Below are 24,273 nucleotides of genomic sequence, written 5' to 3'. Positions count from 1 at the left end.
TCGGTTCCTTACGCCTTGGCGCGGTCGAGGAGGCGATCGAGCGCGGCGAGCGACCCGGCATCGTCGAGGAACGGCGCATGGCCGACGCCAGGCACGATCACGATTTCGATATCGTCGGCCCTGGCCTGCATCTGCTCGAGCGTGTCGGCGGTCAGGATATCCGAAGTCTCGCCGCGCACCGCGACCAGCGGTTTCTTGCCGAGCGCCTCGAACGGGCTCCACAGGTCGGTCCCGCCCTCGGCGCTGTCGCCGGCGAAGGGCTCGGCGATCTTGGCGTCGTAATCGGGGACGATGCGCTGGTTGGTGCCGACGGTCATGCTGCGCTTGGCCATCACCAGCCAATCGTCGATCGTGAAATCGGGGAAGATATCGCCCTGCCCTTCCTCGAGCGCGCGCGCGGCGTGCATCCAGGTCGGGAAACTGCCGCCCTGCCCGACATAACCGCGGATCCGCGCGATCCCGTCGGCGGAAATCTCGGGGCCGATATCGTTGACCAGCGCGCCCGCGACGAGGTCGGGCTTCACCGCCGCGAGCAGCATGGTGAGGATTCCGCCGAGCGAGGTCCCGACGAACACCGCGCGGGTGATTCCCTCCTGCTCGAACAGCGCGAGCAAGTCGGCGACGTATTGCTGCGGCACGTAGGTCGCACTGTCGGGCGCGTATTCGCTGTCGCCGCGACCGCGCATGGTCGGGCAGATCACGCGCGTACGGGTGCGCAAGTGATCGGCCAGATCCTCGAAATCGCGCGAATTGCGGGTCAGGCCGGGCAGGCAGACCACGGGGGGAAGATCGGACGCGTCGGGCCCGGCATAATCGCGGAAATGCAGTTTCAGCCCGTCGGGGCTGGTCCAGTGTTTTTCCTCGAAATGGTCGTGTTCGTCGCTCATCGAGCTCCCGCCTGAATCCCTTGTGGCTCATGCATGCTTGCGCTTGCCGCGCCGTGCCCCCACCCTTGGCGATATGCGTCCTCCAGAGCAACCCGTCACCTACCGTCCCGATCCGCAAATCATGCAGCTGGCCGAGTGGCTCGCGACGCCGGTTGCGGCGGCGCAATTCCCCGAGACCCGGCTGCGCTTCGCGAATCGGCGCTGGGCCGGTTCGGTGGGTTTGCAGGACTGGCGCGACGAGGACTGGGTGCGGCACCTGGGGCGCTTCGAACCGCTGCCCGACAATCTCTCCGAGCCGCTCGCGCTCGCCTATCACGGACACCAGTTCCGGGTGTACAATCCCGAGATCGGCGATGGGCGCGGTTTCCTTTTCGCGCAGCTGCGCGACCACGCGGGCCGATTGGTCGATCTCGGCACCAAGGGATCGGGCACCACCCCGTATAGCCGCAGGGGCGACGGGCGGCTGACGCTGAAGGGCGCGGTGCGCGAGATCCTCGCGACCGAACTGCTCGAGGCGCGCGGGGTCGATACCAGCAAGACCTTCTGCGTGATCGAGACCGGCGAGCAGTTGGAGCGCGGCGACGAGCCTTCCCCCACCCGCTCGGCGGTGATGACGCGGCTCTCGCACGGCCATATCCGCATCGGTACCTTCCAGCGGCTCGCCGTGCTCGAGGAACCCGAACACATGGCGCAGCTGGTCGATTACTGCCTCGAACAATACCCCGGCCCGCCGCCGCCGGAGGACGCCCCGGGGCGCGACCAGCCCGCCGTGATCCTGCTCCACCAGGTGGTCGAGCGGCTCGCCGATACCGCCGCCGCGTGGATGGTCGCGGGCTTCGTCCACGGCGTGCTCAACACCGACAACATGAATATTTCCGGCGAAAGCTTCGATTACGGCCCGTGGCGCTTCCTGCCCAAATGGGATGCGAGCTTCACCGCCGCCTATTTCGACCACCAGGGGCTTTACGCCTTCGCTCGCCAGCCCGAGGCGGTGCACTGGAACTGCATGCAGCTCGCCGTCGCGCTGCGCGCGCTCGCCGACAGCGACCCGCTGGTCGCCGCGCTCGATCGTTATGGCGGGCTCTACGAGGCAGCCTTGCGCCGCCGCTGGCTCTGGCGGCTCGGCGTGATGCCGCAGGACGGCGAATCGGATACCGCGCTGATCGGCGCGATGGAGCGCCAGATGGTCGCGACCGGCGAAGCGCCCGACGCGGCCTTCGCGCGCTATCGCGGCTGGCGCGGCCAGCCCGGGACCGAGTTCGAGACGCTGCTCGCCGCGCGCAGCTTCGTCGAGGGTGCCGAACCGCTGCCCGACGACGCACCCTCGCTGGTGATCGAGCGGGTCGAGGCAATCTGGGCCGCGATCGACCGCGACGACGACTGGTCGGTGCTTGAAACCGAGATCGAGCGGATCCGCGCGCATGGAGCGGCGCTCGGAACGATCTCGCCTGCAGGTCGTCCGCTGGCGTAGACTCCGACACATTTTGCGTTAAGCCGCGCGCTCTACTATGGCGCGCGACACCCAGGGGAATTGAGGACCGGATGAGCTCCGAAATCGTATCGTTCGAGCCCGCGACGGGCGAGGAATTGTGGCGCGGCCAGACCGGCGACGTCGAGGAGGCGGTCGCGACCGCGCGGCGCGCTTGGGCCGACTGGGCTTCCAAGCCGCTCGCCAACCGCATCGAGCTGATGCGCCGTTTCGCCAACGAGATGCGCAAGGCGGCCGACGATTTCGCCGAACTGATCGCGCGCGAGACCGGCAAGCCGCTGTGGGAAGCGCGCACCGAAGTCGATGCGGTGATCAACAAGGTCGAGATCTCGGTCCGCGCCTACGCCGAGCGCACCCCGCAGCGCACGCTCGACAACGCGATGCAGGGCAAGGCCTCGGTCCGCCACAAGCCGCACGGCGTGATGGCGGTGCTCGGCCCGTACAATTTCCCCGCGCACCTTCCCAACGGCCACATCGTGCCCGCGCTGATCGCGGGCAATTGCGTGATCTTCAAGCCGAGCGAAAAGACCCCTGCGGTCGGCCAGGCGCTGGTCGCCGCGTTCCACGAGGCAGGCGTGCCCGCGGGCGTCGTCCAGCTGCTGATCGGCTCGCGCGACGAGGGCGAGGCGCTGGTCAAGCATCCGGGCGTCGACGGGGTGCTGTTCACCGGCAGCGCGCAGGCGGGGATCGCGATCAACCGCAAGCTCGCCGCCAATCCGGGCAAGATCGTCGCGCTCGAGATGGGCGGCAACAACCCGATCGTGCTGTGGGACACCCCGCTGCTCGACGATGCCGCCGCGCTGATCGCGCAGAGCGCCTACACCACCGCCGGCCAGCGCTGCACCGCCGCGCGCCGCCTCATCGTGCGCGACACGCAATACGATGCGATTCTAGACAAGCTGAAGACGCTGACCGGGCGGCTGATCGTCGACGAGCCCTTCGCCGATCCCGCCCCGTTCATGGGCCCGGTGATCGACAACCAGACCGCCGACGGGCTGATGGAGAGCTTCGTCTACCTCATCACCCACGGCGGCAAGGCGATCCGGCACCTGACCAAGAAGGTCGAGGGCAAGCCCTTCCTGACCCCCGCGATCGTCGACGTGACGGACATGGAACAGCGCCCCGACGTCGAACTGTTCGGCCCGATCCTGCAGGTGGTGAAGGTGTCGACCCTCGACGAGGCGATCGCCGAGGCCAACCGCACGCGGTTCGGCCTCTCGGCCTCGCTGATCGGCGGCAGCCCGGCGGACTACAACCGCTTCTGGGCCAATATCCGCGCCGGGATCGTCAACTGGAACCGGCCGACGAACGGCGCGAGTTCGAGCCAGCCCTTCGGCGGGATCGGCCTGTCGGGCAACCATCGCCCGGCCGCATTCTATGCCGCCGATTACTGCGCCTATCCGGTCGCCTCGACCGAAATGGACCAACCGCGCGCCAATATCGGCGTCGGGCTCGAGGAATAAACCCCCCGCCCGCGCGGCCGGGTCAGGACCCGGCGCGGGCCAGCAATTCGACCTTGGTGCGGCCGTCGGCCTGCCGCCCGACCGCGATGTAATAGGCCGCGTCGCCCTTGCGTCCGCCGATCACGGTCTCGCCGTCCTTCTCCATCAGGTCCGCCGAGAAGCCCGCATTGCGCGCGCGGGTGTGATAGAAGTTGACGACTTCCTGCTGCGGTACCGCGGTGGTGAAGGTCGTGACGCGCAGCGCGCAGCCTTCGTCGTCGTTCCCCGCCGCCTCGAGCACCGCGCCGCGCGGATAGACGGTGAAGGGTTCAGGCATGCGATCGGCCCAGGCGGCGGAATAGTCGGCGCCCTGCGAACAATCGACGCCGCTGTTCCCGCGCTGGATCGCCTGCGCCGCCGCGATCATCGTGCGGGTCAGCGCATCGCCCGGCGCGGGTGCCTGGTTGATCCGCCCGCCGACCAGCTGGCGCGCTTCCTCGCGTGCGCGGTTGACCTGTTCGCGGGTCTCGTCGTCCATCGGCACCGCCGAGGAGGCCGGGTCGCCGCCCGCCAGCGCGCCGTCGGCCCCCGACTGGTCGAGCCGGTCGGGATCGACCATGATGTCCTCGCCCAGCGCGCCGGCGGTGGCCGGATCCATCTCGGCGTTTTCATCGGCCGCGTCCTCGCCCCCGCTGCAGGCGGCGAGCGTAAGCAGGGGAGCGGCGAAAAGAAAGCGGGCGCGCATGGCATGATCCTCATCCAATGTTCTTTATGCCTCCACATACAGCGGCCATGCGCCGAGGCGAAGACCCGCCCGGCGCTTGTCCCGAAACGGGAAACGGCGCCCCCGGGAGGACCGGAGACGCCGTTTCTCATACGCCGGATCGTGGATCAGCGGCAGCGCACCGCGCGCTTCTCGATCTCGCGCCCGAGCAGCGCCCCGCCGACCGCGCCGAGGATCGTGCCCAGCGTGCGGTCGCCGTTCTTGGTCAGCTCGCGACCGAGCAACGCCCCCGCCGCGCCGCCGATCAGCAGGCCGGTGGTGCCGTCGCTGCGGCGGCAGTAATAGCGCCCGTCCTCGCCCTGCCACGCGCGGGTTTCATAGGTGGCGCGTTCGCCGTAGCCGCTGCGCGGAGTGTATTCGGGATAGCGATAGGCGGTGCGGTGCGGATTGCCGCGCCCCTGGAAATGCCCGCGCGGGCGATGGCCGCGCTTGTGGTGCGCCAGCGTCATCGCGCCGTCCGCCTGGACGGTCGCATAGGTCGAGGCGCTTGCGCCGATGGTCGGCAGTTCGGCCGCCGAGACGGGGGTAGCAAGCGATGCCGCTGCCAGCAGCGCGCTCGCCGAAAGCGTGATCTTCTTCAACATAGATTCGGTCTCCATTCCTGTCGTTCCGCGAGTTCGGGGCGCGAAACCGTGGTTCAGGAATTAGCCGAAATCGATGAACGACGCGCAACGCGCCGCGATTATCGACGAGCCGAATATGTGTGTGCGATGGACCGTTGCGAACGGCGCCGTCAGCCCGCCTTGGCGTGCGGGGCGTCCTCGCCGAGATCCTCGTACCAGGCCTCGACCGGGCCGTTGAGCTTGATCGTCAGCGGCTTGCCCTTGCGATCGAGGGTCTTGCCCGCCTGCACGCGCACCCAGCCTTCGGAAATGCAATATTCCTCGACATTGGTGCGGCGCGAGCCTTTGAACGAAATCGCGACCCCGCGCTGGAGCTTCTCGACGTCGAAATATTCGCTGCCGGCCTCGACCGAGAGACGATCGGGGGGCACGTCCTGCGCGCCGGGGGTTTCGATGCTGTCGGGGGCGGTGTCGGGAGTATCGGTCATGGCGCGCGCTGTTGGCGGCGGGCCCGCCGCTTGTCAATCGCCCGCAGCAATCACATGCTTGTCAATCGCGCCGCGCGGCGCTAGTGGGCCGCCTCTGTCGAGAGACGGGCGCGTAGCTCAGTGGTAGAGCACACCCTTCACACGGGTGGGGTCGCAAGTTCAATCCTTGCCGCGCCCACCATTCCCCGAACCAGATCGACCGCAACCTAATGCACGATTCGCGCGTGGCGCCGATCGCGCGCACGAAAAAGGCGGGCGCGACATGTCGCCGCACCCGCCTCTTCGCTATGGAACCGTGGTCAGGCCGAAACGGGTTCGCCCGTCTTGGCCTTGGTCGTGGAGACCGACTTGTCCTCGAGAGCCTTGGGCTTCGCGTCATCGGCCTGCTGCCGGTCGAAATACTTCTTCGCGATGTAGCCGCCCGCGCCCAATGCGATCATCGTGGGCAGGCTAATCCGGCGCAGCGCGCTGGCCGCAACCACGCCCAGCACGGCCCCGGTGGGCCCGCCGACTCCGCGTGCGTGTTCGGCAACCCTGCCGCCGACGAGTGCTCCGATCATCTTGCCAATCATAAATCAATTCTCCTTTGCCGCTCCAACGGTTGGACGGTCGCCAGCGTTCCCCAATTCGTCGCGCCCTCGCACCCGCTTGAGGTGCGGCGCGAAAGGCTCCATAGCGCTGGCCATGCACGATATTCGCCTGATCCGGGACGATCCCGAAGGTTTCGACGCGGCGCTCGCACGGCGCGGACTCGAACCGGCCTCCGCCAAGATCCTCTCCCTCGATACCGAGGGCCGCGCGCTGACCACGCGCATCCAGGAAGCGCAGAGCCGCCGCAACGAGGCTTCGAAGGCGATCGGCCAGGCGATGGGCCAGGGCGACACCGACAAGGCCGAACAGCTCAAGGCCGAAGTCGCCGAATTGAAGAAGACCATGCCGCAGATGGAGGAGGACGGCCGCACGGTCGCCGCCAAGCTGACCGCCATGCTCGAAACGATCCCCAACCTCCCCGCCGACGACGTGCCGCAGGGCGAAGGCGAGGAGGACAATGTCGAGGTGTCGAGCTGGGGCGAGAAGCGCGCGTTCGATTTCGAACCAAGCGAGCACGCCGATCTCGGGCCCGCGCTGGGCATGGATTTCGAGACCGGCGCGAAGATTTCCGGCGCGCGCTTCACCTTCCTGCGCGGCGGGATGGCGCGTCTCCACCGCGCGATCGCGCAATTCATGCTCGACCGGCAGGTTAACCAGAACGGTTATTTAGAGTGTGCCCCGCCGGTGCTGGTCAACGACGCCGCCATGTACGGCACCGACAAGCTCCCGAAGTTCGCCGAAGACAGTTTCAAGACCACCGACGGTCGCTGGCTGATCCCTACCTCCGAGGTCAGCCTAACCAGTTCGGTTATGGGCGAGATTATTGACGACCTCGCCGAGCCGATCCGGCTGACCGCGCTCACCCCGTGCTTCCGCTCCGAAGCGGGTGCGGCGGGCAAGGACACGCGCGGCTTCATCCGCCAGCACCAGTTCGAGAAGGTCGAGCTGGTCTCGATCTGCCGCCCCGAGGATTCCGAGGCCGAGCACGAGCGGATGACCGAGTGCGCCGAGGGCGTGCTGCAGGCGCTCGGCCTGCCCTATCGCAAGATGCTGCTGTGCACCGGCGACATGGGCTTCGGGGCGCGCAAGACCTACGACCTCGAGGTCTGGCTGCCCGGCCAGGGCGCCTATCGCGAGATCAGCTCGTGTTCGAACACCGGCGCTTTCCAGGCGCGCCGCATGAACGCGCGCTATCGTCCCGAAGACGGCGGCAAGAAGACCGATTTCGTCCACACGCTCAACGGTTCGGGCCTCGCGGTCGGGCGCACGCTGGTCGCGGTGCTCGAGAACTACCAGAACGAAGACGGCAGCGTGACCGTGCCCGAGGCGCTCAAGCCCTATATGGGCGGGATCGACAAGCTGGAGGCCGCGGCCTGATGCGCATCCTCGTGACCAATGACGACGGCATCAACGCGCCCGGCATCGCGGTGCTCGAAGAGATCGCGCGCGAATTCTCCGACGACGTGTGGGTGGTCGCCCCGGCCGAGGAGGCCTCGGGCGCGGGCCATTCGCTCACGCTCACCAGCCCGGTGCGGCTGCGCAAGCATGGCGAGCGGCGCTTCTCGGTCACCGGCACGCCGACCGACGCGGTCACGATGGGACTGAAGAAAGTGCTCCCGAGCCCGCCCGACGTGGTGTTGTCCGGGGTCAATCGCGGCGCGAACCTGGGCGACGACATCACCTATTCGGGCACCGTCTCGGCGGCGATGGAAGGAGCGCTCGCGGGGATTCGCTCGATCGCGCTGAGCCAGGTCTACTCGAAGGAGGGCATGGGGGACGACGTGCCGTTCGGGGCGGCGCGCGAATGGGGGCCGAAAGTGCTCGAGCCGCTGTTCGCCCTGCCGCGCCGCGAGCGCGGGCTGATCAATATCAACTTCCCCGCGATTCCCGCCGGCGAGGTCAAGGGCATCCGCGCGGTGCGCCAGGGTTTCCACGATTATGCCCGCGGCTCGGTGGTCGAGGGCCGCGACCCGCGCGGTTTCCGCTATTACTGGTTCGGCCTCCACGGGATCGAACACACGCCCGGTCACGCAACGGACTTGGAAGCGATCGAGGATGGCTTTATCGCGGTCACCCCGCTCCAGCTCGACCTCACTTGCGAGGCGGAATTGAGCGCGCTCGAGGAGACCTTCCCGCGGTGATCAATCGGTGAGCAGATCGTCGGCCAACAAGAAGGCGAGGCGCGAGCGCTTCCAGCCATTGAAGCGCGCGGTAAAGGTGCCGGTGTGGGCCGATATCGGCATCCGCACCTCTGCCGCGCTGTTCCTCGTCTTCATCGTCATCATGGTCCACTGGTGGGATCGCGGCGGCCTGGTCGACGCGGTCGACGGCGAGGTCAGCTTCCTCGACGTGATCTATTTCACCATGATCTCGATCACCACCACCGGGTTCGGCGACATCGCCCCGGTCAGCGATCGCGCGCGGCTGGTCGAGGCGCTGATCGTGACCCCGATCCGCGTGCTCGTCTTCGTCATCTTCGTCGGCACCGCCTACAACTTCGTCATCAAGCGCTCTTGGGAGAAATTCCGCATGCAACGTATCCAGGAACAGCTCGACGATCACATCGTCGTCCTCGGCTACGGAATCTCCGGCTCCGAGGCGGTCGGCGAGTTGATCGAACGCGGGATCGACCCGCACTGCATCGTCGTGGTCGACGGCAGCGAGGCCCGGCTCGAAGAGGCCGAGCGGCTCGGCTGCAACGTGCTGGTCGGCGATGCCACCCGCGACGAGACCCTGAAGGCGGTGCGGATCCAGCGCGCGCAGGCGGTGCTCGTCTCGGCCGGGCGCGACGATACCTCGATCCTGATCGTGCTGACAGTGCGCCACCTCGCGCCCAAGCTGCACATCTCGGTCGTCGTGCGCGCCGACGACAACGAACTGCTCGCGCGGCAGGCGGGCGCCAACAACGTGATCAACCCGGTGCGTTTCACCGGGCTGCTGCTGGCGGGCTCGGCCAAGGGCGCGCATATCGCCGAATACCTCGCCGACCTCGCCTCGGTCTCGGGCCGGGTCCAGCTGGTCGAGCGCGAGGTCACCGCCGAAGAATGCGGCAAGGCGATCTACGAGCTCACCACCGGCGGCCGCGGCCTGCGCGTCTATCGCGACGGCAAGGCCCTCGGCTTCTGGGAAGACGAGTGCCAGTCGCTGCGCAAGGGCGACGTGGTGGTCGAGATCATCCCGACCACCGACGGCGAAGAGCTGGGCGACGCGCCGGGGGTGGAGATCAACCCGCCCGGCGCACCCGACGACGAGGCCTAGGCGCGTTCATCCCGGTCAGCCCAGATAGGCGTGGACGAGTCCCATCGCGATATAGAACAGCAGCCAGTAGCCGGCATCGATGAAGAACAGCGCCTTGCTCTTCTGGCTGAACAGGTAGTTGGTCCCGATCGCGGGGACGATGAAGCCGAGCGCGACCCCGAACGCCGTCAGCACCTTGACCGATATCGACAGGTCGGCCGCATAGGTCGCGAAAGTGTGAGCCAGCGTCCAGCTCGCCACCAGCGAGAAGGCGAAGGCGCCGCCGTAGATCAGGCCCATATTGCCGGACCTGACCTGCTCCTCGGTCAGCCCGACCGCGCCCATCCATTTCTTCCCCATCACGGGCCCGTACCAGATCCCGCCCACGACAAATCCCGCGAGCGCGGCCAGAACCACCGCCAGCCAATTCACGTCGAAGATGTTCATCCCGTATTCTCCCCTCGGGCGACCCCAATCACCGTCTAGCGCAACCCGCGCGAAACGTGTAGTGGCGCGGCCCATCATGGCAACACGGATCGAAGACGCCCCGAAGGTGGGCATGGTCAGCCTTGGCTGTCCCAAAGCGCTGGTGGATTCCGAGCGCATCCTCACGCGGCTGCGCGCCGACGGCTACGCGATGAGCCCCGACTATGCCGGCGCCGACGTGGTGCTCGTCAACACCTGCGGCTTCCTCGATAGCGCCAAGGAGGAAAGCCTCCAGGCGATCGGCGAGGCGATCGCGGAGAACGGGCGCGTGATCGTGACCGGCTGCATGGGCGAGGATGCCGAGGCGATCCGCGCCGCGCACCCGCAAGTGCTCGCGGTGACCGGCGCGCACCAGTATGAGCAAGTGGTCGAGGCCGTGCACGAGGCCGCGCCGCCCGCGCGCGGGCCTTTCGTGGACCTGATCCCGCAGCCCGACATCAAGCTCACCCCGCGCCACTACGGCTATATCAAGATCTCCGAGGGCTGCAACCATAGCTGCGCCTTCTGCATCATCCCGCAATTGCGCGGGAAGCTCGCCAGCCGCCGCGTCGACGCGGTGCTGCGCGAGGCGGAGAAGCTGGTTGCGGCGGGGACCAAGGAATTGCTCGTCATCAGCCAGGATACCTCGGCCTACGGCGTCGATATCCGCCACGAGAGCCGCGACTGGAAGGGCCGCGAGGTGCGCGCGCACATGACCGACCTCGCGCGCGAGCTCGGCAGCCTGCGGACGGCGGACGGCGTGCCGCCGTGGATCCGGCTGCACTACGTCTACCCCTACCCCCATGTCGACGCGGTGATCCCGCTGATGGCCGAAGGGCTGGTGACGCCCTATCTCGACATCCCGTTCCAGCACGCCGCGCGCTCGGTCCTGAAAGCGATGAAGCGCCCGGCGAACGAGGCCAAGGTGCTCGAACGATTGAAGGGCTGGCGCGAGATCTGCCCCGACCTCACCGTGCGTTCCAGCTTCGTGGTCGGCTTTCCCGGCGAGACCGAGGACGATTTCAAGTACCTGCTCGACTGGCTCGAGGAAGCGCAGCTCGACCGCGTCGGCGGCTTCCGCTTCGAACCGGTCGAGGGCGCGCAGGCGAACGACCTCCCCGATCCGGTGCCCGAAGCGGTCAAGGAAGAGCGCTATGCGCGGCTGATGGAAGTGACCGAGCGTATCTCCGCCGCCAAGCTGCAGGCCAAGGTCGGCAAGACCCTACCGGTAATCGTCGACGAGGTCGGCGAGCCCGACGAGGACGGCGATATCGGCGCGACCGCGCGCAGCCAGGCCGACGCCCCCGAGATCGACGGCGCGGTGTACCTGCGCAATGTCGCCGAGACGCTCGCGGCGGGCGACATCATCGACGTCACGGTTGAGGATGCCGACGCGCACGACCTCTACGGCGTGCCGGCCGACTGAGCAGCCCGCAACGTGGCGCGTTTCGAGGCCGCCACGGGATAGAGTTCCGCGGGCAGGATGCGCGCATACTCCGCCAGCCTTGCCGCCAGCGCGGGATGCGTGGCCAGCAGATCGCGCGGCTGCGGCAATTCGGATCGGGTATAGAAGAGATCGAACGCTTCGGGCTGGAGCTCCTCGATCAGATTTGCCCGCTGACCGTCTTCGTCCAGCGCCGCCACCAGCAATTGCGCCGCCTCGTCCGACCGGTCGGTGCATTGCAGCCCCATGGCGACCACGTGCGGCGCATCGGCTCCGACCTCGCGAAGGGTGTCCAGTGCCGCTTCCGCTGCGGACGCATCGCCCGTAGCGAAGGCCAGGCAGGCGCGATCGCGCGCAATCAGTGACTTCGCGTAATCGGTGAGGAAATTCTCGGGCAATCCTTCCGCATCCGAGACGGCGGCTTCCGCGAGGTCCCAGCGCCTCTGTCCGACCAGTCGCGACGCCCGGTTGATGATGAAATTGAGAACATCCGGATGTTCGGCAGTTTCGACTGCGGTGAACCGGTCGAAAATGGCATCGGCCTCGACCCGGCGGCCTAGGACATCGAGCGAATAGGCGGCCAGGTTCAGCGCCCAGCCTTCATCCTCGTCGAAGTTCTCCGCGAAGGCATCCGCATCGATGCGCGCCTCCACCATCTCGACCACGGATTCGTATTCGCCTGCGAAGTAAAGCGCGTGCATCAGGTCCTGAAACGCCGCCGAATCGTCTTCGTTGGCGCGGAAATATTGCGTTTCCTCGGCGACATGTCGCGCGGTCGCTTCGCGCATGTTCGGACCGACCCAACGTTCGAGCGCTGGCCATGCCGCTTCGTATCGCCGGTCCGCGAGCAAGCCGACATAGGGGGTCTGACCTGGCAGGTAAGCGAGGACGGCATCGAGTTCGGTCGCATTGCCCGAAGCCATCTTGGCGCGGAATGCACCGAGCGCGATCGACGCGGTGATCCGGCGATCCATCACCTCGATCAGCTTGCTGTCGACGATCTGCAGTCGCAGCTCATCGAAACGATCGCCGAACCCAGCATCGGTCAGCATTCGGCCGAGACCGAACCACCTGTTCCGATCCATCTCGCCCAGCGTTTCCCGATCGCGAGCATCGATTGCGCGTTCGAGCCAGGTCAGGGTCGCCTGCGGTTGGTCGGTAGCCACGGCGAGGTCTATCCCGAGCCCAAGGCTGAAAATCTCGCCCGCGGGATCCTTGTCCTCGAGCAATTCGAGCGCCTCCCCGTATGCGCGGCTTTCCAGCGCACACTGGATCTGGAGCGCGAAGAACGCGTTCTGGAATTTATTGTCGTTGGCTTTGCGCCGGGCCATTTCGGTAACGAGCGGGAGCTTTTCGGCACATGGCCGATCCCCGCCGAAAGCGCGGTTGATTCGCTCTTGCAACTCGTCCGTCGGCAGCGCGCGCAAGTTCGCCACGGTTGCCGCATCGGCATCGTCGGCTTCCTGGCCGGCGGCAGGTGCCGCCAACAGGAGCATGGCGCCGCCCATCGCGGCTACGAATGTCGAGTTCATGATTGCGTCCCCTCCCGTCAAGGCAGGAGACTAGCAGGTCGGCGGGTTAAGCCAAGTCGTGGCTCAGGCGCATTTGCGTTCGGGCACGGCGGACTCGCCGGCTTCCGGCGCCCGATCCTCGTCGAGGAAGAAATCGCGGATCCGCGCTGCGCCTTCGTCGCTCAGCCGGATGAAGTGGAAGCGGCTGCACCATTCGACCAGGCCGTCCGAGATCAGCTCCTTGGCGAGGTCCTCGACCACGCGCACGGTGGTTTCGATTTCCATCGCGACGTTGTGGGGAAGCGAACGCCGCCCCTGCACCCGGTTGCGATAAAGGATCATCAGCATGTCCCACCCGGCCTCGTCGAACATGCGGTTCGGGAACAGTTTGCGCCGCCTGGCGCGCTCGTCGAGCAGCCGTCCGGCCATCGCCGCGAGCAGCTGTTCGTGCTCGTAGGCCAGCGCCGACGCGGTCGATGGATCGGCGAGGTCGTTCTGGGCAACTTCCTCGCGGGCAAGGCTGTCGGCCATCCGCAGCAGCGACCAGGCATGCCGCGACATCTGTCGCGCCTGGTGCCGCAATTCGGCCACGTGCTGTGCTTTGCCCAATTTCCGTAACATGTATCACCAATGCGTAAAACGGCCGCGGAGACGACCAAGGGGCGGGATTTCAAGACCAGTCGAGTTCGAGGCGCGGCGTGTCGTTGTGCCGGCAATACGATTCGGGCTATGGCCCGGCGATGCCATTGAAAAGTCCCGCGATTTGGGGACAAGCGAGAGAAACAATTGAAAAAGAAACGATTTTTCTTTTCCAGCGTTCAATCCAACTCGTATTGCAAGAATTAAAGGGGCCAGATTGAAGATTCACTGAACGACGCCTTCAGAATTGGCCCATTGACCGGACGAGTAATGATGCAGGACACCATCGCCGCCATCGCCCGATTGGATGATATCGCGCTGGTTTGCGACTACGTGTTGCGCGCGTGCCGAACATTCGGCCCGAGGGCTGCGTCCTACCACCTCACGCCCCGCTTCGCGCGCCAGACCGCGCCCAATATACAATTGTGCAGCGAAGGCGCGCCCGAAGCCTGGAAACTGCTCTATCGCGATCCCGCATTCCGGTCGATGGACCCGATCCCCGATTACATCGTCGAGACGGGCCGCACGATGACCCTCCGATCGGCGATCGCAGGGATACGCGACAGCGGCGAGGCGACCGAGGAAAACGAGCGTTACTTCGCAGCGATGGCCGAGCACGGGTTCGACCACGGCGTGGGAATCCCGCTTTACGGCCCGCATAATCGCAAGGGATTTGCCGCATTCGCCTTTGACGAAGCGGTCGGGGTCAAGGACGACAGGGTCAGCGCGGTCGAGGCCTTGGCGAAAGCGGCCCATCATCGCATCTGCGAATTGCTCGAGACGTCCGAGCAGCACGCCGTCGGCCTCTCGAAGCGCGAACAGGAAGTGCTCGAACAGATCGCCGCAGGCTGCAGCAATATCGAGATCGCCGCGCGGCTCGGGATCTCGCCCGAGACGGTGGGGACCTACGTCAAGCGCCTGTTCGACAAGCTCGACACGCGCGACCGGATCGGGGCGACGGTCAAGGGGCTCAAGCTCGGCCTCATCTACGCCTGACCAAGAAAGAAGGCGCCCCGCGGGGGAAGAGACCGCGGGGCGCCAGGACCCGCCCGCAATGGCGCCCCGCTTGGAGGGGGGATACGCGGGGCGCCGGAGGGGTAGGGTTGCCGAAACGGATCAGGGGGTTTCGGAACCCTCGGGGGCGGGACGGTCGGCGGGCTGCGAACGGGCAGTCGCTTCGCCCTGACCTTCGCCCGCGACCAATGCGTTGCCCGAGACGCTGAGCGCGTCGGAGCCGATCACCTGCGAGGTCTCGCCATTGCTGACGACCAGCTGGCGGACCTGGCCGCGACGGTCGGCGACCACTTCGCGCACCTCGCCGAGCCGAGCGCCCGAGGGGGCGAATACCGGCATGCCGGGGGCGACCGCGAAGGCGCCTTCGCCCGCCGCCGCACCGCTGCCGGCCGCGGCGAGCATCTGCTGGCCGAGGCCCAATGTGCCCGAACCGGCGCCCGAGCCGCTGCCGGTGGCGCTAGCCGACCCGGACGCCGCCCCGCCAGCGGCGCCACGCGCCGCCTGTGCGGTACCCAGTGCCTGCGAGGTCACACCCTGCGCCGCGCCGCGCGCGGTCGCGGTGGTCCGGCCGACCAGCGAACGCGCGCCGTCGGTGCCGATGAGCTGCGCGCTCGCGCTGCCTTCGCCCGAGGCGTTGCCGCTGCCCGAGCCCTCGCCGCCGACCGGACCGATCGGGGCGTTGAGCACGCCGGCAACCGCGCCGGTCGCGCCGCCATTGGCACCACCATCGGCATCGACCCGGCCACTGCGACGATCGACGCGGGCATTGCTGCGCGCATCGCCGCGCGCCGAACCGCGACCGGTGAGCACGCTATCGACCGGGCCGAGCGGGCCGTTCGAAAGCGTGCCGGTCACCGTGCCGGTCGCGCCGCCGAGGATACCGCCGCTGCCGCCGAGGACCTGCGCAGCTGCCGGGGTTGCGGGGACGAGGGCCACCGCTGCGATCGAGATGAGGAGCTTGTTCATGTCGTTTCCTTCCTGTGTTTCGCGCGGCGTCGCGGCCGCTACAGTGAGGAAACGGATGCCCGGCGCGGCTTAATCCACGCCGCTGCAAAATTTTTCGAAAATTACTTGCGACCGCCGCAGGAGCCGCACAGCAGGCCGCGCCCATAGGCGTCGTCGGGCCCCTTCTTGCCGAGGTCGCGCGCCTCGCGATCGAGCGCCGGACGGACCTTGCGCCCCGCGGCGATGGCGGCGGCGGCGCGCACCGCGACCAGCGGCGTGGCGAAGGACGTGCCGCGCATACGGCGGCGCTTGCCCCGCGCATCCCAGGCATCCACTTCGCCCGGAGCCGCATAGTCGAGATGCAGCGCGCGTCCGGCTTCGATCAGCGCCCGGTCGCGCCGATCGACCCCGGTGACCGCGATCACGCCGTGATAGGACGCGGGGAAGGCGGGCGGCGCGGCCGGACCGTCATTGCCGACCGCCGCGACCAGGGTCACGCCCTTGCGCCGGGCCGCCGCAATCGCGCGGCCGAGCACGGCGTTGTTCGGGCCGACGAGGCTGATCGACACCACCTGCGCGCCTTCCTCGACCAGCCAGCCGAGCGCGCGCGCGATGGCGAGCGCATTGCCGCCCGCCTTGTCGCTGCCATAGACGTCCGCGACGCTGATGCGCCGCGCGCCCTCGCCCACCAGCAAGCCCGCCACTGCGCTGCCATGGTCGCTTGCACGCGGGGCGCCGCTGGCGAAACCGCGGATATTGCCGATCCCGAGCCGCTTCGCCGGGGCACCGTCGATCACCCCGATATGGGTCGCGATCGTCGCTGGGGCTGGGGCCGGAGCCGGAGCGGGAGGAGCCGCAGGAACCGGCGCGCTTTCGTAACCGGCGGTGAAATAGAGATGGTCGGGCGAGATCTCGGCTCCCGGCGCGAGCCGCTGCACCAGCGCCTGCGCCTCGGCGAGGCTCATCGTCCGGGGGACCCGGATGCTCACCAGCGACAGGTCGATCCCCGCGATATCCTCGCGCGCGCCGATCGCGAAGCCGCCGGTCGACAGCGCATCGAGCGTGGCGGCACTGGGATCGAGCAGCAGCAGCACGCCGCGCCGCGCGGGCGCGCCCTCGCGGTCGCGTTCGATCGCGTCGCGATTGCGGCGCACCAGCCGGTCGATCGAGCGCAGCCTATCGCGCGCCAGTTCCTCGGCGGTCTCGAGCAGCGGGTCGGCGGTCTCGCGGACCGTCTCCGCCAGCCCGCCGACCACGCCGTCGACCGGCGGCAGGCGCGGCACCGCGACCTGCGCGGCGACGGCCTGCGCCGCCAGCGCGAACGCCACCGCAAGGATTATCGACAGTCGCTGCATGGGGACCCCTTTGCCTTTTTCACATTTACCATGGATTAAACGGCCCGCGCGCTTCGTTTAATCCCTGAAAGGCGGAAAACTGGCCGACACGTTCGAACAGTCCATGCTCGAGATCCTGCCCCGGTTGCGACGGTTCGCGACCGGTCTCGCGGGGCATCCGAGCGACGGCGACGACTTGTGCCAGATGACCGTGGAACGCGCGCTCGCCAACCGTGCCAAGTGGCAGGAGGGCACGCGCCTCGACAGCTGGATGTACAGGATCATGCGCAATATCTGGATCGACGAAACCCGTTCCCGCGCCCGTCGCGGCCAGACCTTCGTCGATCCCGACGCGGGTGAACGCGTGGGCGGCGAAGGCGGCCAGGAAGCACGGGTCGAGCTGAACAATATCGACCGCGCGATGCAGAAACTGCCCGACGACCAGCGCGAAGCCGTGCTGCTCGTGATGGTCGAAGGCTATGCCTACAAGGAAGCGGCCGAGATCGTCGGCTGCCCGGTCGGCACGCTCAATTCGCGGCTGGTGCGCGGGCGCGACGCGCTGATGCAGATGATCGGAGACGCGGCATGACCCCGACCCCCGAACAGATCGCCGCCTTCGCCGACGACCAGCTCGACGGCGAAGAGCGCGACGCGGTCGCCACCGCGATCGCCGCCGATCCCGCGCTGCAACGCCAGGTCGAGGCACATCGTGCACTGTCGGCGAAGCTCTCGGCGCATTTCGCCCCGCTGATGGACCGCGAACTGCCCGAGACGCTCACCGCGCCGCTCGAGCCGCGCGAGGCCGAAGTGGTCGATTTCGACGCCGCGCGCGAGCGCAAGGAAACGAGGCGCACGATCCCGCGCTGGGGCTGGATCGCCGGTCCCGCCCTCGCCGCCTCGCTCGCGCTGGCGGTGGTGTTGCCGCGCGGCGGATCGGACGATGCTCCGGGCGCGCTTTCTGGCGAGCTCGCCAGCGCGCTCGACAGCCAGCTGAGCGCGACCCAGCGCGCCGATGCCGACACGCGCATCCTGCTGAGTTTCGCCAATGCCGAAGGCGATTACTGCCGCGCCTTCACCGCGCCCGAGGTTTCGGGCATCGCCTGCCGCGAGGCCGATGGCTGGCAGCTCGAGCGGCTCGCCACGGGCAGCGAGGCCGGCGCGAGCGAGTATCGCCAGGCCGGCAGCGACGTGTCCGATATCCTCGCCGCGGCGCAGGAGATGGCAAGAGGCGGCGGGCTCGATGCCGAGGCAGAGGCGGCGGCCAGGGCCAAAGGCTGGCGCGACTAGCCCCCTTTCCGTTCGAAGCCGGACACAAAAAAGGCGGCCGTTGCGGGCCGCCTTTTTCATTGGGTCGCCGTGCCTCAGTAGGCGAGGCGGAAGCCAAGCTTGGCCATCGCCTCGACATAGGCGATCCGGCGCTTCTGCAGTTCGTTGGCATAGCGCTCCCACGAGCGGCGCTCGTCCTTGATGCTGTCGGCTTCGCGCAGCTTCTCGTTCAGTTTCTTCTGCGCCTTGATCACGTCGAGCCGGTAGTCGAACCACAGCTCGTTCTCGATTCCGGCGATCGGCACGTTGATGATCGCGCGTTCCTCGACGCGGGCATATTCTTCTTCGTAGGTCATCGGCGCCTCGGTCCCGGCTGCCACCGGGGTGGCGAGCGAAGCGAAGGCGGCGAAGGCGAGAATGGCGGTCTTTTTCATCGGTCTGTTTCCCTAGTTGCGGCCCGCCTGGCGGGGCCTTGCATGCCGGGACAACGGATCACGCGACGGCGATAATCCATCGCGGAATAAATTTTTTGCCTCGCCGCCGATGCTAGCTTACACCAGTGTCAGCAAGGAGAGACGCATGACCGATACCACCGTTCCCGATTTCGACGTCCTGATCGTCGGCGCAGGCATTTCGGGCATCGGCATGGCCGCGCATCTCGAGATGATGTGTCCCGACCGCTCCTACGGGCTGCTCGAACGGCGCGAGAAGCTCGGCGGGACGTGGGACCTGTTCCGCTATCCCGGCATCCGCTCGGACAGCGACATGCACACGCTGGGCTTCGCGTTCGAGCCGTGGACGCACGAGAAATCGATCGCCGACGGGCCCGCGATCCTCGAGTACCTTCATCGCATCGCCGACGAGCGCGGGATCCGCGACCATATCCGCTTCAACAGCAAGGTCGTATCGGCCGATTTCGACGTCGACAGTGCGCGCTGGACGGTGACGCTCGAAGGCGGCGACATCGTCACCGCGAACTGGCTCTATCTCGGTTCGGGCTATTACGATTACGACGAGCCGCACGATGCCGGGTTCGACACCAGCGGCTTCGGCGGCCAAGTGATCCACCCGCAATTCTGGCCCGAGGATCTCGACTATGCGGGCAAGAAGGTGGTGGTGATCGGATCGGGCGCGACCGCGGTGACGATCGTTCCCTCGATGGCGGACAAGGCCGCGCACGTCACCATGCTCCAGCGCACCCCGACCTATTACTTCTCGCGCCCGGCGAAGGACGGGCTCGCCAACTGGCTGCGCAAGGTGCTGCCGGCCGAGACCGCCTACAAGATCACGCGCTGGAAGAACGTCACGATGCAGGACATCGGCTTCAAGCGCGCGCGCAGCAAGCCGGAGAAGGTCAAGGACTTCCTGTTCAAGAAGATCCGCGCCGAGCTTGGCGACAAGTTCGACGAGCAGGCCTTCACCCCGCCCTACGATCCGTGGGACCAGCGGCTGTGCCTGGTGCCCGACGCCGACCTGTTCCGCGCGATGCGCGAGGGCCGCGCGAGCATCGCCACCGGCCATATCGACAAGTTCGAGGAGCGCGGCATTCGCCTTAAATCGGGCGAGTTGGTCGAGGCCGACATCATCATCACCGCGACCGGGTTGAAGCTCGCCATGGCGGGCAAGATCGACGTTTCGGTCGAGGGCGAGCCGGTGAAATTCGAGGAGCGCTTCTACTACAAGGGAGCGATGTTCTCGAACCTGCCCAACCTGTCGGCGGTGTTCGGCTATCTCAATGCCAGCTGGACGCTGCGCGCCGATCTCGTCTCCGAATATACCTGCCGCGTGCTCAACCGGATGGCCGAGAAAGGCGCCGATCTCGCCACCCCCGTGCTGCCCGACGACCATGGCCTGGAAGAGGACGACATCTTCGATTTCTCCTCGGGCTACATCCAGCGCTCGAAGCACATCATGCCGAAGAACGCGACCGCGATGCCGTGGCGGCTCAACCAGGAATATGTCCGCGACCGCAAGGACATGAAGACCGGCGCGGTCGAGGACGGGATCCTCGCCTTCGGCAAGGCGAAGGTTGCTCCCGACGCGAAAAGCGAAACGCTCGAGCCCGCCGAATAGCCCAAAGAGTAGCCAGCGCCGCATCGGCTCCCTAAATCCGCGCCATGTCCGATTCCCGCATCTACACCGCCGCGCTGATCGTGATTGGCGACGAGATCCTGTCCGGCCGCACCCACGACAAGAACATCGCCCAGATCGCCAGCTGGACGCAGGTGCAGGGCATCCGCCTGTCGGAGGTGCGCGTGGTACCCGACGTGCTCGAACGGATCGTCGAGGCGGTCAACGCGCTGCGCGAGGGCTACGACTATCTCTTCACCACCGGCGGGATCGGGCCGACGCATGACGATATCACCGTCGATGCGGTCGCCGCGGCGCTGGGCGTCGACGTGATCGTCCATCCCGAGGCGCGCGCGATCCTCGAGCAGTACTACGCCGACAAGCCCGGCGGGCTGACCGAGGCGCGGCTGAGGATGGCGCGCGTGCCAGAGGGCGGTGAGCTGATTCCCAACCGCATGTCGGGCGCGCCGGGCATCAAGCTGGGCAATATCCACCTGATGGCGGGCGTGCCGCACATCACCGCGGGGATGCTCGACGCGCTCACCGGCACCCTCGAAGGCGGCACCCCGCTGGTCGACGAGACGATCGGCTGCTGGACCGCCGAAAGCGAGGTCGCCGATATCCTCCGCCAGGTCGAAAAGGCGCACGAGAAATGCCAGATCGGCTCCTATCCCTTCTTCCGCGAGGGCAAGGTCGGCGCCAATTTCGTGATCCGCTCGACCGATCGCGACGAGCTCGGCAGTGCGGTCGATACGCTGTGCGATGCGCTCGCCACGGCCGGCTTCGATTTCACGCCCGGCGGTATCTGAGCACTCTACGGGAACTTTGCCGCCAGACTGACCCGTATTGGGACAATTCGGCGTTAATCTCGAGTTACCGCCAAATTCAACGGCTTAATTCCTTGCAACCGCTCGGTTAATCTCTACCACGCACCATGCTGCCGCGAACTTCTTCGGGGTAGCAGCCGCGGGTGTTCTTTTTTGGACCGAAGCGACGGGCGCGGAGGGGGCAGCAATGGTCCCCGGGCAAACGTTGCTTTGCGGACGGGAAACAGGGGACGCAAACGGCTTTCTGGTCCGTAATCAGGAAGAGGTTTACCAATATGAATTCGATGTACACGAAGCAGCTCGCAGCTGCGCTGCTGGCCGGCTGTGCCGGCTCGGCCATGCTTATCGCCACGCCTGCCGCCGCGCAGGAAGCGTGTCTTACCGACACCAACAACAACGGAATTCTCGATGCCGGTGACGGCGTCAACGGCGCAACAGCGGTCGGCGACGACGCGCTGGCTTGCGGTGAGAATTCGACTGCCAATGGCGAAGACAGCACGGCCGTCGGTTCGGAATCGTCCGCCAGCGGCGCGAGCGCGACTGCCGTCGGCACCGAGGCCAACGCTTCGGCGCTCCAGGCTACCGCGATCGGTCGCGGCACCAACGCGACGGGCCTCGGCGCGACCGCAGTCGGCGCCTTCGCCACCGCGCTCCAAGAAGGTGGCGTTGCCATCGGCTACACCGCGCGCGCTGTGAACAATGACGACGTGGCCGTCGGCCGCGATGCCGTCGCCAATGGCCGTCAGGCTGTCGCCATGGGTCGCAACGCCACCGCCACCGGCATCGGTGCGACGGCCATGGGCGGCTTCTCCTTCGCCACCGCCGATTTCGCCTATGCCAGCGGCTACAACGCCTTCGCTTCGGCCGAGCGTGCGATCGCGATCGGCTATCGTTCGCGTTCGTCGGCCGACGATGCGATCGCCCAGGGTACCGACGCCAACGCTTCGGGTCGCCAGGCCATCGCGCTCGGTCGCAACGCGACCGCTTCGGGCATCGGTTCGATCGCGCAGGGTGGCTTCACCTTCGCGACCGGCGATTTCTCCTATGCCAGCGGCTACAACGCGGTCGCCTCGGGCGAGCGTTCGGTCGCGATCGGTAACGAAGCGACCGCCGAAGGCACCGATGCGATCGCCATCGGCAGCGGCGACGGCACCGGCAATGGTCGCCTGACCCGTGCCAGCGGCCCGTCGACCACCGTCGTCGGCGGCCAGGCCTTCGCCATCGGCGCCGGCGCGACCGCCTATGGCTGGCGTTCGGAAGCCACCGCGCAGCGCGCGACGGCGATCGGCCACCTCGCGATCGCCAGCGGCGAGTTCTCGACCTCGCTCGGCGAAGCCGCCAACGCCTCGAACACCTACGCCACCGGCCTCGGCTACCTCGCCAACGCCACCGGCCGTTCGGGCACCGCCGTCGGCGCCTCGGCGCAGGCGCGCGGCGACTTCTCGACCGGTCTCGGCAATGCCGCCTTCGCCACCGGCACGCGCTCGACCGCGGTCGGCGTGCTCGCCAACGCTTCGGGCGCGAGCTCGTTCGCCGCGGGTGACTCGGCCAACGCCTCGGGCAGCGCCTCGGTCGCCATTGGCAACCTCGCGCGTGCAACCGGTGCAAACTCGGTCGCGATCGGTAACGGCGCGACCGCGACCAATGCCGGCCAGGTGGTGATCGCCGGCCTCGGCACGAGCACGTCGAGCCAGACCGGCACGATCTTCGCCGTGACGACCGACACCAATGGCACGCTGGGCCGCACCGCGCTGGCCACCTCGGCCTCCGTGGCGAGCAACACCGCCGCGATCGCGTCGAACACCGCGCTGATCGGGACCAACACTGCCGCGATCAGCGCGCTCGGTGCCCGGACCACGACGCTCGAAGCGCTGACCGCGCAGAACAGCATCGACATCAGCCGCGCCAACGAAGGCGTCGCGATGGGTCTCGCGATGGAAAGCCCGGCCCTGCCGGCAGGCACCAATTTCGGCCTGTCGGGCGGCGTCGGCTACTTCGCCGACCGTGGTGCCGGTACGGTGGCGCTGAGCGCCCGTGTCGGTGACAACGCTTCGATCTCGGCCGGTCTCGGTGTCGGTTTCGACAGCGGTGAAGTCGGCGCCCGCGGCGGCTTCCAGATCGCCTGGTAACTCAACCTGCGGACCAGGATGAGTGGGGCCGGGGTGCGCAAGCACCCCGGCCCTTCTCTTTTGCGCAATCCAAATGCTGGCCGATGCAGCGCGCCGGTCGGCAGCGCGAACGTAACCGGCACCGTATACGGCGCGTCAGCGCTCGCCGCGGTCGTATTCTTCCTGGTCGAGTTCCTCGCGCAGCTCGCGCGCGCCGCGTTCGGCCTTGCGCACCGTGCTGTCGGGGGCCTGCCTGTTCCTGACATAGGCCCAGATGATGAACCCGATCAGCAGGATCGGACCGAGGATCGTGGCGAGGCTCCAGAGAGAGGACATGGTCTTTCCTTTCGGGGAATTGCTTGCAGCTTCACCCGATCAACGCCTGCCCATCTCCTTTTATCCAAAACAAAGGGCCGGAGGATTGCTCCCCCGGCCCCTGTAATCGGCATATCCGATGATATGGTGGCTTACGCGCCCTCGACTTCGGAGAGGTCGAGCTTGAGGCCCGGGCCCATCGACGAGGTCAGCGAGACCTTGCGGACGTACTTGCCCTTGGCGCCCGACGGCTTGGCCTTGACCACCGCTTCGGTCAGCGCCTTGAAGTTGGCCTTCAGCGCGGCATCGTCGAAGCTCATCTTGCCGATGCCCGAGTGAATGATGCCCATCTTCTCGACGCGATATTCGACCTGGCCGCCCTTGGCGTCCTTGACGGCCTGCGCGACGTTGGGGGTCACGGTGCCGAGCTTCGGGTTCGGCATCAGGCCCTTGGGACCGAGCACCTTACCGAGACGGCCGACGACGCCCATCATGTCGGGCGAAGCGATCACGCGGTCGTAATCGAGGTTGCCGTTCTGCATGTCTTCCATGAGATCTTCGGCGCCCACGACGTCCGCACCGGCTTCCTTCGCCGCGTCGGCATTGTCACCGCGCGCGAACACCGCGACCTTGACGTCCTTGCCGGTGCCCGAGGGCAGCGACACGACGCCGCGGACCATCTGGTCGGCGTGGCGCGGATCGACGCCGAGGTTCATCGCGACTTCGACGGTCTCGTCGAACTTCGTCATCTTCTCGAATTCGCGCAGCACGGTCATGGCTTCGTCGAACGAGTAGAGCTTTTCGCTGTCGACCTTCTCGGCGACGAGCTTCTGCTTCTTGGTCATCTTGCCCAT

The 24,273-nt window shown here is 67.2% G+C and carries 25 protein-coding genes and 1 tRNA gene; 13 read left to right on the top strand and 13 right to left on the bottom strand.

Features of this window, described 5'->3' with window-relative positions; all coding sequences use genetic code 11:
• Window positions 1-8 precede the first annotated feature (8 nt).
• A complete protein-coding gene (locus IEW49_RS03180) occupies window positions 9-887 on the bottom strand; it encodes an alpha/beta fold hydrolase (RefSeq protein WP_188641320.1) in 879 nt (292 codons plus the stop codon).
• Window positions 888-960: 73 nt separating this feature from the next.
• Between IEW49_RS03180 and IEW49_RS03175 the strand changes: the two genes are divergently transcribed.
• Window positions 961-2,358 (top strand): protein adenylyltransferase SelO family protein, encoded by a 1,398-nt coding sequence (locus tag IEW49_RS03175; protein ID WP_188641319.1) that lies wholly within the window; start codon window positions 961-963, stop codon window positions 2,356-2,358.
• Between the two features lie 71 nt (window positions 2,359-2,429).
• A complete protein-coding gene (astD, locus tag IEW49_RS03170; protein WP_188641318.1) occupies window positions 2,430-3,839 on the top strand; it encodes a succinylglutamate-semialdehyde dehydrogenase in 1,410 nt (469 codons plus the stop codon).
• Between the two features lie 22 nt (window positions 3,840-3,861).
• Here the strand turns inward: astD and IEW49_RS03165 are convergent, their stop codons facing one another.
• The 3 genes from IEW49_RS03165 to IEW49_RS03155 form a co-directional block, all read right to left on the bottom strand.
• A complete protein-coding gene (locus tag IEW49_RS03165; protein ID WP_188641317.1) occupies window positions 3,862-4,563 on the bottom strand; it encodes a hypothetical protein in 702 nt (233 codons plus the stop codon).
• Window positions 4,564-4,709: 146 nt separating this feature from the next.
• Window positions 4,710-5,201, bottom strand: a complete 492-nt coding sequence (locus tag IEW49_RS03160; protein WP_229658059.1) for a glycine zipper 2TM domain-containing protein — start codon at window positions 5,199-5,201, stop codon at window positions 4,710-4,712.
• Between the two features lie 134 nt (window positions 5,202-5,335).
• Window positions 5,336-5,653, bottom strand: a complete 318-nt coding sequence (locus IEW49_RS03155; RefSeq protein WP_188641316.1) for a DUF3297 family protein — start codon at window positions 5,651-5,653, stop codon at window positions 5,336-5,338.
• A gap of 106 nt (window positions 5,654-5,759) precedes the next feature.
• Between IEW49_RS03155 and IEW49_RS03150 the strand changes: the two genes are divergently transcribed.
• A tRNA-Val gene (locus tag IEW49_RS03150) sits at window positions 5,760-5,834 on the top strand.
• Between the two features lie 118 nt (window positions 5,835-5,952).
• Here the strand turns inward: IEW49_RS03150 and IEW49_RS03145 are convergent.
• A complete protein-coding gene (locus IEW49_RS03145; RefSeq protein WP_188641315.1) occupies window positions 5,953-6,225 on the bottom strand; it encodes a hypothetical protein in 273 nt (90 codons plus the stop codon).
• A 112-nt stretch (window positions 6,226-6,337) separates the two neighbouring features.
• Between IEW49_RS03145 and serS the strand changes: the two genes are divergently transcribed.
• From serS to IEW49_RS03130, 3 genes are read left to right on the top strand one after another with little or no spacing between them, the layout of a single operon-like run.
• The gene (gene serS / locus IEW49_RS03140; protein ID WP_188641314.1) at window positions 6,338-7,621 is read left to right on the top strand and encodes a serine--tRNA ligase; all 1,284 of its coding nucleotides are present in this window, start codon (window positions 6,338-6,340) and stop codon (window positions 7,619-7,621) included.
• A complete protein-coding gene (gene surE, locus IEW49_RS03135) occupies window positions 7,621-8,385 on the top strand; it encodes a 5'/3'-nucleotidase SurE (protein ID WP_188641313.1) in 765 nt (254 codons plus the stop codon). Before serS ends, surE begins: the two co-directional genes overlap by 1 nt.
• Window positions 8,386-8,392: 7 nt before the next feature.
• Window positions 8,393-9,502, top strand: a complete 1,110-nt coding sequence (locus tag IEW49_RS03130; protein WP_188641312.1) for a potassium channel family protein — start codon at window positions 8,393-8,395, stop codon at window positions 9,500-9,502.
• Window positions 9,503-9,517: 15 nt separating this feature from the next.
• Here IEW49_RS03130 and IEW49_RS03125 read toward each other — a convergent pair whose 3' ends face one another.
• Window positions 9,518-9,928: a DUF1761 domain-containing protein gene (locus IEW49_RS03125; RefSeq protein ID WP_188641311.1), complete on the bottom strand. Its 411-nt coding sequence runs from the start codon at window positions 9,926-9,928 to the stop codon at window positions 9,518-9,520.
• Between the two features lie 76 nt (window positions 9,929-10,004).
• Between IEW49_RS03125 and rimO the strand changes: the two genes are divergently transcribed.
• On the top strand, window positions 10,005-11,372 hold the full coding sequence (gene rimO / locus IEW49_RS03120; protein WP_188641310.1) for a 30S ribosomal protein S12 methylthiotransferase RimO: 1,368 nt from the start codon (window positions 10,005-10,007) through the stop codon (window positions 11,370-11,372).
• Here rimO and IEW49_RS03115 read toward each other — a convergent pair.
• Window positions 11,351-12,922, bottom strand: coding sequence for a hypothetical protein (locus tag IEW49_RS03115; protein WP_188641309.1), 1,572 nt, complete (start codon window positions 12,920-12,922; stop codon window positions 11,351-11,353). The two genes, rimO and IEW49_RS03115, sit on opposite strands and share 22 nt — an antisense overlap.
• 63 nt (window positions 12,923-12,985) lie before the next feature.
• Complete coding sequence (locus tag IEW49_RS03110) at window positions 12,986-13,522, bottom strand: hypothetical protein (protein WP_188641308.1); 537 nt, start codon at window positions 13,520-13,522, stop codon at window positions 12,986-12,988.
• A gap of 273 nt (window positions 13,523-13,795) precedes the next feature.
• Here IEW49_RS03110 and IEW49_RS03105 point away from each other — a divergent pair, with 273 nt between their 5' ends.
• Window positions 13,796-14,536 (top strand): helix-turn-helix transcriptional regulator, encoded by a 741-nt coding sequence (locus tag IEW49_RS03105; protein WP_188641307.1) that lies wholly within the window; start codon window positions 13,796-13,798, stop codon window positions 14,534-14,536.
• 120 nt (window positions 14,537-14,656) lie between these two features.
• Here the strand turns inward: IEW49_RS03105 and IEW49_RS03100 are convergent, their stop codons facing one another.
• Both IEW49_RS03100 and IEW49_RS03095 read right to left on the bottom strand, forming a co-directional pair.
• The gene (locus IEW49_RS03100; RefSeq protein WP_188641306.1) at window positions 14,657-15,520 is read right to left on the bottom strand and encodes a hypothetical protein; all 864 of its coding nucleotides are present in this window, start codon (window positions 15,518-15,520) and stop codon (window positions 14,657-14,659) included.
• A 101-nt stretch (window positions 15,521-15,621) separates the two neighbouring features.
• Window positions 15,622-16,854 carry a S8 family serine peptidase gene (locus tag IEW49_RS03095; protein ID WP_188641305.1) on the bottom strand — a complete coding sequence of 411 codons (1,233 nt, stop codon included), beginning with the start codon at window positions 16,852-16,854 and terminating at the stop codon, window positions 15,622-15,624.
• Window positions 16,855-16,957: 103 nt separating this feature from the next.
• Between IEW49_RS03095 and IEW49_RS03090 the strand changes: the two genes are divergently transcribed.
• Both IEW49_RS03090 and IEW49_RS03085 read left to right on the top strand, forming a co-directional pair.
• Window positions 16,958-17,422 carry a sigma-70 family RNA polymerase sigma factor gene (locus IEW49_RS03090; RefSeq protein WP_188641304.1) on the top strand — a complete coding sequence of 155 codons (465 nt, stop codon included), beginning with the start codon at window positions 16,958-16,960 and terminating at the stop codon, window positions 17,420-17,422.
• Window positions 17,419-18,120, top strand: a complete 702-nt coding sequence (locus tag IEW49_RS03085; protein WP_188641303.1) for an anti-sigma factor family protein — start codon at window positions 17,419-17,421, stop codon at window positions 18,118-18,120. The genes IEW49_RS03090 and IEW49_RS03085 overlap by 4 nt, the downstream gene beginning before the upstream one ends.
• Window positions 18,121-18,194: 74 nt before the next feature.
• On the opposite strand, the gene IEW49_RS03080 is transcribed toward IEW49_RS03085, so the two are convergent.
• Window positions 18,195-18,533, bottom strand: coding sequence for a hypothetical protein (locus IEW49_RS03080; RefSeq protein ID WP_188641302.1), 339 nt, complete (start codon window positions 18,531-18,533; stop codon window positions 18,195-18,197).
• 145 nt (window positions 18,534-18,678) lie between these two features.
• On the opposite strand from IEW49_RS03080, the gene IEW49_RS03075 reads away from it, so the two are divergent.
• The 3 genes from IEW49_RS03075 (at window position 18,679) to IEW49_RS03065 (ending at window position 23,125) form a co-directional block, all read left to right on the top strand.
• On the top strand, window positions 18,679-20,172 hold the full coding sequence (locus tag IEW49_RS03075) for a flavin-containing monooxygenase (RefSeq protein ID WP_188641301.1): 1,494 nt from the start codon (window positions 18,679-18,681) through the stop codon (window positions 20,170-20,172).
• 44 nt (window positions 20,173-20,216) lie between these two features.
• Window positions 20,217-20,978, top strand: a complete 762-nt coding sequence (locus IEW49_RS03070) for a competence/damage-inducible protein A (protein WP_188641300.1) — start codon at window positions 20,217-20,219, stop codon at window positions 20,976-20,978.
• Window positions 20,979-21,271: 293 nt separating this feature from the next.
• Entirely contained in the window at window positions 21,272-23,125 is a 1,854-nt protein-coding gene (locus IEW49_RS03065; protein ID WP_188641299.1) for a YadA-like family protein, read from the top strand.
• A 135-nt stretch (window positions 23,126-23,260) separates the two neighbouring features.
• On the opposite strand, the gene IEW49_RS03060 is transcribed toward IEW49_RS03065, so the two are convergent.
• Together IEW49_RS03060 and rplA are read right to left on the bottom strand one after the other, a co-directional pair.
• Window positions 23,261-23,440 carry a hypothetical protein gene (locus tag IEW49_RS03060; protein WP_188641298.1) on the bottom strand — a complete coding sequence of 60 codons (180 nt, stop codon included), beginning with the start codon at window positions 23,438-23,440 and terminating at the stop codon, window positions 23,261-23,263.
• 131 nt (window positions 23,441-23,571) lie between these two features.
• A complete protein-coding gene (rplA, locus tag IEW49_RS03055; RefSeq protein WP_188641297.1) occupies window positions 23,572-24,273 on the bottom strand; it encodes a 50S ribosomal protein L1 in 702 nt (233 codons plus the stop codon).

The sequence above is a fragment of the Pseudoblastomonas marina genome (assembly GCF_014641655.1).
Classification (GTDB): domain Bacteria; phylum Pseudomonadota; class Alphaproteobacteria; order Sphingomonadales; family Sphingomonadaceae; genus Alteriqipengyuania_A; species Alteriqipengyuania_A marina.
This window is presented reverse-complemented; position numbering and strand designations above follow the sequence as displayed.